13 protein-coding genes are annotated in these 12,591 nt (G+C 73.8%); 6 read left to right on the top strand and 7 right to left on the bottom strand.

From position 1 onward, the window contains the following. The first annotated feature begins 88 nt into the window (after positions 1-88). The 4 genes from FHL80_RS15360 to FHL80_RS15345 all read left to right on the top strand — a co-directional run bounded on the left by FHL80_RS15360 (position 89) and on the right by FHL80_RS15345 (position 3,575). Positions 89-469 (top strand): VOC family protein, encoded by a 381-nt coding sequence (locus FHL80_RS15360; RefSeq protein ID WP_138734265.1) that lies wholly within the window; start codon positions 89-91, stop codon positions 467-469. Between the two features lie 24 nt (positions 470-493). Then, positions 494-919 (top strand): PaaI family thioesterase, encoded by a 426-nt coding sequence (locus FHL80_RS15355; protein WP_138734264.1) that lies wholly within the window; start codon positions 494-496, stop codon positions 917-919. A 102-nt stretch (positions 920-1,021) separates the two neighbouring features. Continuing rightward, positions 1,022-2,617 (top strand): 4-coumarate--CoA ligase family protein, encoded by a 1,596-nt coding sequence (locus FHL80_RS15350; protein WP_138734263.1) that lies wholly within the window; start codon positions 1,022-1,024, stop codon positions 2,615-2,617. Continuing rightward, positions 2,610-3,575: an alpha/beta hydrolase gene (locus FHL80_RS15345; protein WP_138734262.1), complete on the top strand. Its 966-nt coding sequence runs from the start codon at positions 2,610-2,612 to the stop codon at positions 3,573-3,575. The genes FHL80_RS15350 and FHL80_RS15345 overlap by 8 nt, the downstream gene beginning before the upstream one ends. 12 nt (positions 3,576-3,587) lie before the next feature. Here the strand turns inward: FHL80_RS15345 and FHL80_RS15340 are convergent, their stop codons facing one another. Continuing rightward, entirely contained in the window at positions 3,588-4,427 is an 840-nt protein-coding gene (locus tag FHL80_RS15340) for a hypothetical protein (protein ID WP_138734261.1), read from the bottom strand. Positions 4,428-4,555: 128 nt separating this feature from the next. Here FHL80_RS15340 and FHL80_RS15335 point away from each other — a divergent pair, with 128 nt between their 5' ends. After that, the gene (locus FHL80_RS15335) at positions 4,556-5,545 is read left to right on the top strand and encodes an NAD(P)H-quinone oxidoreductase (RefSeq protein ID WP_138734260.1); all 990 of its coding nucleotides are present in this window, start codon (positions 4,556-4,558) and stop codon (positions 5,543-5,545) included. A 71-nt stretch (positions 5,546-5,616) separates the two neighbouring features. Here the strand turns inward: FHL80_RS15335 and FHL80_RS15330 are convergent, their stop codons facing one another. Then, positions 5,617-6,834 (bottom strand): cysteine desulfurase-like protein, encoded by a 1,218-nt coding sequence (locus FHL80_RS15330; protein ID WP_138734259.1) that lies wholly within the window; start codon positions 6,832-6,834, stop codon positions 5,617-5,619. A gap of 97 nt (positions 6,835-6,931) precedes the next feature. Between FHL80_RS15330 and FHL80_RS15325 the strand changes: the two genes are divergently transcribed. Further along, a complete protein-coding gene (locus tag FHL80_RS15325) occupies positions 6,932-7,477 on the top strand; it encodes a bacterial proteasome activator family protein (protein WP_138734258.1) in 546 nt (181 codons plus the stop codon). A 7-nt stretch (positions 7,478-7,484) separates the two neighbouring features. Here FHL80_RS15325 and FHL80_RS15320 read toward each other — a convergent pair whose 3' ends face one another. Genes FHL80_RS15320 through FHL80_RS15300 form a run of 5 tightly spaced genes read right to left on the bottom strand, consistent with a single transcriptional unit; the run spans position 7,485 to position 12,484 of the window. Beyond that, a complete protein-coding gene (locus FHL80_RS15320; protein ID WP_138734257.1) occupies positions 7,485-7,832 on the bottom strand; it encodes a glycerol dehydratase reactivase beta/small subunit family protein in 348 nt (115 codons plus the stop codon). Further along, complete coding sequence (locus tag FHL80_RS15315; RefSeq protein ID WP_138734256.1) at positions 7,829-9,727, bottom strand: diol dehydratase reactivase subunit alpha; 1,899 nt, start codon at positions 9,725-9,727, stop codon at positions 7,829-7,831. Before FHL80_RS15315 ends, FHL80_RS15320 begins: the two co-directional genes overlap by 4 nt. 1 nt (position 9,728) lies before the next feature. Further along, complete coding sequence (locus FHL80_RS15310; RefSeq protein WP_138734255.1) at positions 9,729-10,325, bottom strand: propanediol/glycerol family dehydratase medium subunit; 597 nt, start codon at positions 10,323-10,325, stop codon at positions 9,729-9,731. A gap of 3 nt (positions 10,326-10,328) precedes the next feature. Then, positions 10,329-12,041: a propanediol/glycerol family dehydratase large subunit gene (locus FHL80_RS15305; RefSeq protein WP_138734254.1), complete on the bottom strand. Its 1,713-nt coding sequence runs from the start codon at positions 12,039-12,041 to the stop codon at positions 10,329-10,331. Between the two features lie 11 nt (positions 12,042-12,052). After that, entirely contained in the window at positions 12,053-12,484 is a 432-nt protein-coding gene (locus FHL80_RS15300) for a diol dehydratase small subunit (RefSeq protein WP_138734253.1), read from the bottom strand. Between the last annotated feature and the right edge of the window lie 107 nt (positions 12,485-12,591).

Below are 12,591 nucleotides of genomic sequence, written 5' to 3'. Positions count from 1 at the left end.
GGTGGCCGCGGGCCAGCCCCTTCTCAGGTCCAGCGGCCGGGACGAAACTGTCGCCACCGGGGGACCGCCTGCACCGGGAGGAGCTGTCATGAGCGGTCGTGTCGTGCACTTCGAGATCCCCTTCGACGACGGGGAGCGGGCCCGGGGCTTCTACCGCGAGGCCTTCGGCTGGGAGCTGCAGTCGATGCCCGAGATGGGGTACACGCTGGTCAGCACCGGCCCGAACGGCGAGCAGGGTCCCAGCGAACCGGGGTTCATCAACGGCGGGATGATGAGCCGGACCGACAGCCCCTCCCCCGCCCCGATCCTGGTGGTGGACGTCGACGGCATCGACAAGGCGCTGGCCCGCATCGGGGAGCTCGGCGGCACGGTGCTGGTGCCGCGGCAGCCGGTCGGCGACATGGGCTTCAGCGCCTACGTGCGCGACCCCGAGGGCAACGTCGTCGGGCTGTGGGAGACCGCGGGCTGAGGAGGCCCCAGTAGCTTCACCGGCATGACCGCCACGGGGTTCCTCACCGCCGACGAGCTCAACGCGATGCTGCCCGGGACGCTGCCGGGGCTGCTGGGCATCGTGGTCGACACCCACGAGCCCGGCCGGCTGACCAGCCACCTCGACGTCCGGTCCGATCTGCTGGCCCCCAACGGCTACCTGCACGCGGGCACGGTGGTCACCCTGGCCGACACCAGCTGCGGCCTGCCGACCCGGGCACTGCTGCCCGAGGGGTCCAGCGGGTTCACCACCCTGGAGCTGAAGAGCAACCACCTCGGCACCGCCCGGGAGGGCCGGATCGACGCCGTCGCCACCAACGTGCACGCCGGCCGGACGACGCAGGTCTGGGACGCCGTGGTCACCGACGCCTCGACCGGGAGGACGCTCGCGCTGTTCCGCTGCACCCAGTCGGTGCTCTGGCCACGCTGAGCCAGGGTCCGGGAATCGGACCTACTCGCCGGTAACCCGGGTGTGGCGGGCGACACGCCGGGTGTGAGACTGGCGTCACCGCACCTGAGCCGAGGAGGACCCGTGGCGTTGGCCAGCCGCTTTCCCGATGTCGAGATCCCGGAGGTCTCCGTCCCGCAGTTCGTGCTGGCCGGTGCCACCGAGCGCGCCGACCGCCCCGCACTGGTCGACGGGCTCTCCGGCGAGACCATCACGCACGGCGAGCTCGCCTCCCACGTCGAGCGGATGGCTGCGGCACTGGCCACCCGGGGCATCGGCAAGGGCGACGTCGTCGCCGTCTTCAGCCCCAACACGATCTGGTACCCGGTGGTCTTCCACGGGATCGCCGCCGCCGGCGCCGTCATCAGCCCGGTCAACGCGCTGTACACGCCCGAGGAGATCGCCTTCCAGCTGAAGGACTCCGGGGCGAAGATGCTGGTCACCGTCTCGCCGTTCCTCGACCGGGCGCTGGCCGCGGTGCAGAGCTCGCCGGTCGACGAGGTGATCGTGATGGACGGCGCCGAGGGGCACGCCTCGCTGCGCGACCTGCTCAGCACCGACGCCCCCGCCGTGCAGGTCGACATCGACCCGGCCGAGGACCTGGTCACGCTTCCCTACTCCAGCGGCACCACCGGGCTGCCCAAGGGCGTCATGCTCACCCACCGCAACCTGGTGGCCAACGTCAGCCAGTCCCGGCCGATGGCCGCCGTGCAGGACGACGAGCGGATCATCGCCGTGCTGCCGTTCTTCCACATCTACGGGCTGACCGTGCTGATGAACCAGGGCCTGCAGTGGGGCGGGACCGTGGTGACGCTGCCGCGCTTCGACCTCGAGCAGTTCCTCCGCGCCATCCAGGACCAGCACATCACCCGGGCCTTCGTGGCCCCGCCGATCGTGCTGGCGCTGGCCAAGCACCCGCTGGTCGACCAGTTCGACCTCTCCTCGCTGCGCTCGATCACCTCCGGTGCGGCACCGCTGGACGCCGACCTCGCCCAGCTCGCCCAGGACCGGCTCCGCAAGGGCGGCGCCGAGGAGGTCACCGTCGCCCAGGGCTACGGCATGACCGAGCTGTCACCGGTCTCGCACACCACACCCGAGGTCGGCCACGAGCCCGAGGGCGCCGGCCCGACCCCCAAGGGCACGGTCGGCTACGCGCTGCCCAACACCGAGTGCCGGCTGGTCGACCCGGCCACCGGCGAGGACGCCGCCCCGGGCGAGCGCGGTGAGCTGTGGGTCCGCGGCCCGCAGGTGATGAAGGGCTACCTGAACAACGCGCAGGCCACCGCGGACACCCTCGACGGCGACGGCTGGCTGCACACCGGCGACGTGGCGGTCGTCGACGACGAGGGGCGCTACACCGTCGTCGACCGGGTCAAGGAGCTGATCAAGTACAAGGGCTACCAGGTCGCCCCGGCCGAGCTGGAGGCCGTGCTGCTGAGCAACCCGGAGATCGCCGACGCCGCCGTGATCGGGGTCCAGGACGCCGACAGCGGCGAGGAGCTGCCCAAGGCCTTCGTCGTCCGGGCACCCGGCTCGGAGATCACCGCCGAGGCCGTCCAGGCGTACGCGGCGCAACGGCTGGCCCCGCACAAGAAGATCCGGCTGGTCGAGTTCATCGAGCAGGTGCCGAAGTCCGCGGCCGGCAAGATCCTCCGCAAGGACCTCAAGGCCCGTGCCTGAGTCCGGCGTGCGCACCCCCCTGGACCTCCGCGTCCGGCTGGCCGGCCGAGCCTTCGGCCGGTTCTCCGTCGCCCAGATGGACGACGCCCGGCTCGCTCGCGTCAAGCAGCAGCGGATCGGCCACAACCCCCTGACCGACCTGCTCTTCGGGGCGGTCGCCCGCGACGTGGAGCTGGCCGACGAGACGGCGGCCGGCGCCGAGGGCCAGCTCCCGGTGCGGGTCTACCGGCCGCACCGGGCAGCTCCGGAGCCGTTGCCGCTGGTGGTCAACTTCCACGGCGGAGGGTGGACGGTCGGTTCGCTCGACGCGGCGGACTGGTTGTGCAGCAACGTCGCCGTCACCCTGCCGGCGGTCGTGGTGTCCGTCGACTACCGGCTGGCGCCCGACCACCGCTGGCCTGCGGCCGCCGAGGACTGCTACGCGGCGCTGGTCGACCTCGTCGGGAGGGCCGGCGCGCTGGGCGCCGACCCCACCCGCGTCGCGGTCATGGGCGACAGCGCCGGCGGCAACCTGGCGGCGGTCGTGAGCCTGATGAGCCGCGACCGGTCCGGACCGTCGATCCGTTTCCAGGGTCTGCTCTACCCGGCGACGGACCTCACCCTGGGCAGCCCGTCGATCGAGCAGAACGCGGACGCGCCGATCCTGACCCGGGCCGACGTGGTGGCCTTCCGCGACCACTACCTGGGCGACCAGGACCCCCGCCAGCCCTACGCGTCACCGCTGCACGCCGCCGACCACGAGGGGCTGCCGCCGGCGCTGGTCCAGGTGGCCGAGCACGACCCGATCCGGGACGACGGCGTGCGGTACGCGGACACGCTGCGGGCGGCCGGGGTGCCGGTGCGGCTGACCGAGTACACCGGGATGCCGCACGGGTACCTCAGCTTCCCCCGGCTGTGCCGCAGCGCCCCGCAGGCGCTGGCCGAACTCGTCACCGAGCAGCGCGCCGCCCTCGGCTGACGGGCGGCCCGGTCAGGTGACCTGGTCCCGGGAGGAGCCCCGGACCGGGTCGCTGCTGGGGTCCGTGCGGGGTGCGGGCGGCTGCCAGGGAGGCGGCGGACCGGCCGTGGCCGGCGGCGCCGACGGGGGGAGCTGCCCGCGTGCACGGGGCCGGCGCACCGCCAGCAGGATGATGGTGACCGCGACCAGGGTGAGCACCGCGCCGCCGATCAGCACGCCCCACGCGATGCCGGTCAGCGCGGGCAGTTCTGCGCCCACCCGCAGGTCGGCGGAGACCCCGGCCGACCCGTCGGCGTTCATCACCACGACCGTCCAGTCGCCGTCCGCCGGCTCCCAGGTCAGCTGCTGGCGCCCGGGTCCGCTGGTCTGCTCGGTCCAGAAGGGCTGCTGCCCGGGCGGCCCCGCGGGCGCACCGCCGGCCACCTCCCGGTCGATCGCCGCGCCGTCGTTGCCCAGGTCGTCGAGGACCGCGCGCTGCACGTCGCCGAGGTAGGAGGCCACCTGGTCGCTGGGGCCGATGCCGATGAAGAGGTCCGGCCCGCTGCCGGTGGCCCGCACCATCGCCGTCCCCAGCGCGGCGGAGACGGGCACCCAGTCCGCGTCGGTGCCGAGGTCGATCCGGTCGCTGGTCAGGGCGTACCCGTCGGTCGAGACGTCCCCCGAGGGGGACAGCAGGAAGCCGTCGCCGGTCCGCTGGGACTGGTCGGCCCACAGCAGCACCCCGCCGCCGGCAAGCAGGCCCAGCGCCGGGACCAGGAGGAGCAGGCCCAGGACGAGGGCCACCACCCGCCCAGGGCCCCAGCGGTTCGGGGGCGGTTGCGGTGTCCAGGCGGCGACCGGGTCAGCGGACATGGGGACCTCCGGTGGCCCGCCGTGCCGCGGGACCGCGGCTGACGCCGGCGGACCGGTCCAGCGTGGCACCGGCACCCCGGCCGGGCCAGCCCTCTCGCCACGCCGCGCTCCCCTTCTAGGGTCGGGGCATGCGTGCAGTGACGATCAGCGAGCCCGGCGGCCCCGAGGTCCTCGGCTGGGACGAGGTGCCCGATCCGGTGTGCGGTCCAGGTGAGGTGCTCGTCGACGTGGTCGCCGCCGCGGTGAACCGTGCCGACCTGCTGCAGCGGCAGGGGCACTACCCGCCGCCGCCGGGGGCCTCGGAGGTCCTGGGCCTGGAGTGCAGCGGCATCATCGGCGAGGTCGGCGAGGGCGTGACCGGCTGGTCGGTCGGGGACGAGGTGTGCGCGCTGCTGGCCGGCGGCGGGTACGCCGAGCGGGTCGCCGTCCCGGCCGGTCAGCTGCTCCCCCGCCCGGCCGGCGTGGAGCTGGCCACCGCGGCGGCGCTGCCCGAGGTCGTGTGCACCGTGTGGTCCAACGTGTTCATGCTCGCCGGGCTGCGGGCCGGCGAGGTCTTCCTGGTCCACGGCGGCGGCAGCGGGATCGGCACGATGGCCGTCCAGCTGGCCGTCCGGGCCGGCGCGCGGGTGGCCACCACCGCCGGCAGCCCCGAGAAGCTGGCCTTCTGCCGCGAGCTGGGCGCCGAGATCACCGTGAACTACCGCGACGAGGACTTCGTGCAGGTGGTGCGGGACGCCACCGACGGGCACGGGGCGGACGTCGTCCTGGACATCATGGGCGCTGCGTACCTGGCCCGGAACGTCGACGTGCTGGCCACCGGCGGCCGGCTGGTGGGCATCGGCATGCAGGGCGGCACCCGGGCCGAGCTGGACCTCGGGAAGCTCATGCGCAAGCGGGCGTCGGTGGCCGCGACGACGCTGCGCTCCCGCCCGGTGACCGGCCCCGGCGGCAAGGCGGAGATCGTCGCCGCGGTGCGGCACGACGTCTGGCCCGACGTCGAGCGCGGCGTCGTCCGTCCGGTCGTGGACCGCCGGCTGCCGATGTCCCGGGCCGCCGACGCCCACGCCCTGGTCGAGGCCAGCGACCACATCGGCAAGGTCCTGCTCCTGCCCTCGTGACGTCCCAGGCACAGGAGGCTCTGCACCCGGTCTGCGCCATGGAACCGGGTGCAAAGCCTCCTGTGCCGGGCTCAGCGGAGAGCGGCGACGCTGTCGATCACGTGGTCGACCTCGTCGACCGTGTTGTAGTGCATCAGCCCGAGGCGGACGGCGCCGCCGTCCTCGTTCGCCCCGATCGCGTCGAAGAGCTCCCGGGAGTAGAAGTCGCCGTCCCAGGCGCAGACCCTGCGGCGGGCCAGCTCCCGGGCGACCTGCCGAGGGCGCATCCGCGGCAGGGTGAACGACAGGGTCGGGGTGCGGTACTGCGGCGAGCCGAGCACCTGCACGTGGGCCATCGACCGCAGCGCCCGGTCCAGCCGGTCGAACAGCGCGTCCTCGTACCGGCCGACGGCGGACAGCGACACGGCCAGCCGCTCCCGGCGGGTGCCCGGGGTCCCCGGGCACAGCCCCGCGAGGTGGTCGACCGAGGCGGCGACGCCGGCGTACAGCTCGTACGGCGGGGAACCCTGCTCGAACCGGTCGGGCACGCGGTCGGGCGCGGGCACCAGCTTGTCCGGGCGGAGCTCACCCAGCAGCCCGGGGTGGGCGACGACCGCGCCGACGTGCGGGCCGCCCCACTTGTAGGCCGACAGCGCCACGAAGTCGGCCTCCAGCTGGGCGATGTCCAGCAGCATGTGCGGCGCGGCGTGCGCGGCGTCGACGAAGACCAGGGCGCCGGCCCGGTGGGCGCGCAGGCCGATCGCGGTGACGTCGGGGCAGGTGCCGATCGCGTTGCTGGCCGCGGTCACCGCCACCAGCCGGGTGCGGTCGGTGAGCAGCTCGTCGTACTGCCAGTCCGGCAGCTCCCCCGTCTCGATGTCGACCTCGGCCCACCGGACGACCATGCCGATCTCGTCGGCGATCTGCAGCCAGGGCCGGATGTTGGCGTCGTGGTCCAGCCGGCTGACCACCAGCTCGTCGCCGCGCCGCCAGTGCTTGCCCAGCGCGCGGGCCACCGCGTAGGTCAGCGAGGTCACGTTGGGGCCGAGGACGACGCCGGCCGGGACGGCGCCCACCAGGTCGGCGACGGCGTTGCGCGCACCCGAGACCAGCTGCTCGGCGCGGGCGGAGGAGGCGAACACCCCGCCGCGGTCGGCGATCGGCACCCGCATGGCCGAGGACACCGCGCGCACCACGGACTCCGGCACGAGCGCGCCGCCCGGGCCGTCGGTGTGCACCAGCCCGTCGGACAGCCCCGGGAACAGCCCCCGGACGCGAGCCACGTCCAGTTGTCCCGCCCCCGACGACATGCCGGGAGCGTAGCCAGTCCCCCTGGGTCGCCCGCCGGGGCGACGGCACGGCCGGGCGGGCCGCCACCCCGCGCGCGGGCCGGGGCAGGATGGGGGCATGACAGCACCCCGTCCCGGTGAGCAGCAGCCGCAGCAGGTCCTCGTCGTCGGTCCCGACGGCCAGCCGGTCGGCGCGATGGCCGTGCCGCAGGGTGACGGCTCGGACGGCGGGCCGACCGGCATCGGCGACCTGGTCGAGCAGCCCGCCAAGGTCATGCGGATCGGCACGATGATCAAGCAGCTGCTCGAGGAGGTGCGGGCGGCGCCCCTGGACGACGCCAGCCGCAACCGGCTGCGCGACATCCACGCCTCCTCGATCCGCGAGCTCGAGCAGGGGCTGGCGCCGGAGCTGCGCGAGGAGCTGGAGCGGATCACGCTGCCGTTCAACGGCGACGAGACGCCGTCCGACGCCGAGCTGCGGATCGCCCAGGCGCAGCTGGTCGGCTGGCTGGAGGGCGTCTTCCACGGCATCCAGACCGCGCTGTTCGCCCAGCAGATGGCCGCCCGGGCACAGCTCGAGGAGATGCGCCGCCGGGCGCTGCCGGCGGGTTCGTCGGACCAGGGCCAGCCCGAGGCGCGGCACGGCGGCGGCCAGTACCTCTGACCCCGGCTCAGCCGAGCGGGAGGTTCTTCACCACCCGCGCGCCGGTCCGGCCGATCCGCCGCCGGTCCGGCGCGGGAGCGTCAGCGCCGAGCGTCGCCGGGGGGTGGTCCAGCGGCAGCTTGCCGTGGTGGACGGCGGTCGCACCGGCCGCGTCCACGCCGATCCCGACCTCGAGCCGGGAGGCCTGCGCCGCGGCGTGCGCCAGCCCGGTGGCGGTCAGCCCGTCCGGGGCGTCCACCACCTCGGCCGGCACGCCCTCCTCCTCCACGCCGGCGCACACCTCGCGCACCACCGCCGCCGGAGCGCCCGGGTGCCGGTACACCAGCACCGCCGGCCGCTCGCCCGTCCCGCTCACCGGACCGGTGCTGCCGGCCCGGACCGCACCGGTTCGGCGGCGTAGGCCCGGACCAGGCCGGAGGCGACCGCGTTGCGCGGCCCCTCGGTGCCCAGCACGTTGCCCGTGCCGCAGACGATCCCGTACGGCGCGAGCGCGTCGGCGATCATGTCCGGGATCTCGAAGTCGAGCGCCGAGCCGCCGAGCAGGACGACGAACTCCAGCGCCCGGATGTTGCCGCCTGGGGCCACCTGCCGGAGCGCCCGCAGGGCGTTGACCACGAACACCCGGCGCTTGGCCTCCCGGCGCAGCCGGCGGACGTGGTCGAGGCCGTGCCGGGTGGGCACCGGCGCCGGTCCCTCGGGGCTCAGCACCACCACCCGTGCGTACACGTGCGGCGGCAGCGGCTGGTCGAAGAACTGCACCGTGCCGTCCTCGTGCCGGACGTGGAAGAAGCTCTCGACCTTCGCCAGCGGGAACCGCTTGACGCCCTCGGCGACCTCCCGGTCCCCCAGCGCCAACTCGGAGTCGATCAGCTTGGTGACCAGTTCGCCGGCTCCGGCGACGTGCACGGCGGTGCACTCGCCCTCGCGGGTGAGCAGCGCGGCGTCGGTCGAGCCGCCGCCCAGGTCCAGGACGGCGACCGGCCGGTCGACGCCCGGTGTGGTCAGCGCACCGTTGACGGCCATCTCACCCTCGACCCCACCGATCACGGCAGCGGCGCCGAGACCCTCGGAGACGAGGTCGGCCACCAGCTGCATGCGGCTGCGGCTGGTGCGCACCATCGCCGCCAGCGCGACGGCGTTCTCGAGGGCGACCTCCCCGGCCAGCCCGCCGCGCACCTCCGCCGGCACGAACGTGTCGACGGCGAGCACGTCCCGGATGGCGATCTCGGACACCGGGACCGCAGGCTGCCCCGGGGTGTCCATGACGTCGGCCATGGTGTCGCGGACCTGGGCCAGCATCCCGCCGACGTGGGTCCCCGGTTCGCCGTGCGCGTCGTCGAGCGGTTGCGCCCGGGCGACCGCCTCCATGATCGCCTCCGCCCCCGCGTCGACGTCCACCCGCAGCGTCTTGCCCGCACCGCGCAGCACCAGCTCACCCACCGGGATCCGCCGGTCGGTGACGTCCCCGGACGGGGTGCGGACCACCACCGCCGAGCGGTTGCCGGTCAGCGCGCGGGCCACCGGGGAGACCTGCCGGGTCTGCGCCGGGTCCAGCTCGAAGACCGTGGCCAGGCCGTAGGAGTTCGACAGGGTCCGGATGGTGCGGCCCGGCGGGGCGACCTCCACGGCGGCCAGCATCCCCAGCGGGACCTTCTCCACGGCAGCGACCTCGTCGACGACGGGCACCGGCCGGGTCAGCCGGTTGGTGACCAGGACGGCGTCGTCCCCCGCCAGGATCGCGGCCACCACCTCGGCACCGCCGGCGACCGCGGTGTTGATGGCCGCGGCGGCGTCGTCGAAGTCCCAGCCGGGCGGCACCACGCAGACCACCGGCTGCCCGGGCTCGGCCGTGCCGAGCCCGGCGATCGACACGGTGGTGCCCACCCCGAGGCCCTCTCCGCCCGGGGTGGTCGGGTTGTGGCCGATCATCGTCGACTCGGTGATGATCGTCTCGGTGATCGTCTCCATCGCCAGGCCGCTGATCACCGGCGTCGCCTCGTTCAGCAGCACGGTGGCCACCCGGTCCGCGCCCCGGCCACCCCGCGCGAGCGCGCCCCGGATCGCCGTCAGGGCACCCGCCGTGTTGGCGGGGGTGCCCTTGACGCCGGTGGTCCGGGTGAGGTCGGTGCCGAGGTAGGAGACGGACCCGTCGGGTCCGACCTCCGCCAGGCACGCCTCGGTCGTGGAGTTGCCGATGTCGACGCCGACGACCAGCCGGGTCCCCGTGGGTCCGTCGTCCCGCGTGCTCACCTCAGCCAGCGGTGCCCGGTCCGAAGACGGCCTCGACCTCCACCGGCCCGCGGTCGGCCTCGATGCACTCGAACTCCTTCAGGTGCAGCAGCGCGGCCTTGGCCTGCCAACGGGGGCGCGCCATCTGGTCGTTGCGGGTGGGCACCGGCTGGGGCGACTCCCCCTTGGCGTACTGCGCGGCGTTGGAGCCGATCATGCGGAACACCGGCGCGTCGAGCAGTGGCGACTGGGGGAACAGCTCCAGGTTGCTCAGCCGGGCGAGGTCCTTCTGGTGGATCATCGTCGTCCCGCGGGACAGGATCCCCACCGAGATGCCCGACCCCGACATCTTCGCCGCGATGTGCGAGATGGCCGCCAGGTCGGCGGTGTCCCGGACCCGGATCAGCCGGGCGGTCACCCCCTGCTCCTCGATGCCGGCCATCAGCTGGCGCAGCACCTCGGCGTGCGGGACGTCGACGATGGTCTTGCTGAAGTGACCGGCGAACGCCGGGGACAGGGCCACGACGACCTCGTCCGGTCGGGTACCGCGCCGGGCCGGCCCGATCTCCCGGAGGGTGACGGTGCGCTCGGGCGGGGCCGTCGTCGTCGGGGTCGTCATGGCTCAGCCCACCTCGGTCTCGGGGTTCGTCGAGGACGTGACGTGGCGCAGCTTCTTCAGCTGCTCCCAGCGCTCGCCCTCGAGCCGGTAGCCGGTGCCCGGACCGGCGTAGTCGTTGGGGTCGTTGATCGCCGACAGCGGCACGAAGTCGGCGGTGAGGATGGCGGAGGTCTGCAGCAGGTCCCCCGACACCCGCTGGCGCAGGACGGTCAGCAGGTTCTCCGCGACGTCGTGGAACCCGGAGGACTCGAGCGCCTTCACCAGCTCCAGCCCGGTGATCCCGCGCTCCATCACCGACTGCGCCCCCTTCAGGTCCGAGAGCACGTCGCGGAACGGGTAGTCGTTCGAGGAGTTGGCGTAGGTGGCCGCCACGACCTCGTCGTCGGTGATCGGCGGCAGGTCCAGGTGGGCGAAGACCGCCTGGAGGGCCCGCGCCGCCTTCTCGCGCGCCTGCAGGATCTCGTCCTCGCGGACGTGCCGGAGGCCGCCGTCGACCTGGAAGTCGCGTTGGATGGTGTTCCAGTCGTCGAAGTCCTCGGTGTCGAAGTTCGAGCCGGCGAACATGTTGTCCGCGTTCGGGACCGAGGAGTACCCGGAGCACACGAAGTCGGTGCCGGGCAGCAGCTGTGGCATCGCGCGCGCGGTCCGACGCATCGCCGAGTGCGAGAACGACTGGTCGTTGCCCGACGCGCACTCCAGGTCGACCATGCTGGCCACCAGGTTCTCCGCGGCCACCGCGCGCAGCCCGCCCGGCACCGCACCCGGCACGCCGATGCAGCTGATCGAGCCGTTCTGCAACCCCTGGACCCCGGCTCCCTTGGCCATCAGGATGCAGCGGATCTCCAGGTACAGCATGGACTTGCCCTCGGCGTTGCCCATCTGCACCTCCGACCCGGTGCCCGAGGTGAAGCGCATCTTGATCCCCCGGGAGGCATAGGCCCCGGCCAGGAACGCCTTGGACCACGGGGTGTCGTCCCCGTCGATGAACACCGACTCGGTGCCGTAGATCGAGATGGTCTCGGCGTAGGCCGTGATGCCGCGCATGCCCAGCTCGAGCTCGGTCGCCTCCTCCAGCGCGCACTGGGTGAGCACGCCACCCCGGCCGACCTGGGCACCCACCTGCAGCGCGATGGCCACGAGCGGGGCGTACCGCAGGACGCCCAGCGTCGTCTCCAGCTCCGCGAACCCGCGCAGCGCACCCTCGGCGGCGTCCGCGGCGACCTGGATGGGGTTGTCCCGGGCGCTGGTCGAGTGCCCCTGGTTCGCCGGGGTCCGCCGGGCCCGCATCTTCTGCATGCCCTGCATGATCTCGACGACGTTCATCAGCTTCACCACGTCGAGGACCTTCGCCGGGGTGAGTCCCCGGGTCACCGCCAACACCTCGTCCCGGGAGACGCTCGGGTCGATCAGCATGCGCGCGACCTGGGCGGAGGGGAGGGCGTTGGACTCCTCGGCGGAGGTCACGTCGATCGCGTGGTTGGCGATGAAGGTGTCCATGAAGTCGAAGTCGTCGCGCAGCTTGCCGTCGAGCTCCACGATGCGGCCGTCCTCGACCCGCACGCTGGGTGCGGGGTCGAAGGCGCTCTCCATGGCGACGAGGCCCTTCTCGGGCCACTCCTCGACGAACCCGTCGAGGTTGACGGAGCGGGCCTCGAGGATCTCGGTCCGCAGCGACTGCTGGTGCCCGGTGGACTGCCGGGGCGCGGTGCTGGTCATCGGGTCTCTCCTCAGTCGTCGTCGCCGGTCGGGCGGGCGAGCAGGTCACGTCGCTCGTACACCTCGGCGGCCTCGCGGACCAGCGCCGCGCAGACGGGCGCCGAGTAGGTGGTCTCCAGCCGGTCGGCCAGCTCGGCCAGCGCAGCCCCGGTGGAGGCCCGCGGCCGGAGCGCGTTGTACATGGCCAGCACGTCGGCGTCGGGGATGGCCGTCATCTCCGCGGCCCGGCGGAAGTTGCCGGCGAGCTGCGGGCGGCCGCTCGCCTCGGCCAGCTCGGCCTGCAGCTGCAGCGTCTCCGGTGAGATGCGCAGGTCCTCGGCGGACAGCTCGCCGGAGACGACGGCGTCCATCGTGAGCGCGGTGATCGGTTTGCCGGTCGGGGTGTGCAGCAGCTCCGGCCGGTTGATCGACAGCGGGTAGTCGTCCCGGGTCAGCGCAGTCATGCGGACAGCTCCTCGGTGTCTGGACGTGTGCCGCCACGGTGACACGCGTCACGTTGCCTGTTCGTTGCCCGCCGGCGGACCGGCCTGCCGCGGGCCTTGTCCACGGG

This window comes from Modestobacter excelsi (assembly GCF_005930495.1).
Lineage (GTDB): Bacteria > Actinomycetota > Actinomycetes > Mycobacteriales > Geodermatophilaceae > Modestobacter > Modestobacter excelsi.
This window is presented reverse-complemented; position numbering and strand designations above follow the sequence as displayed.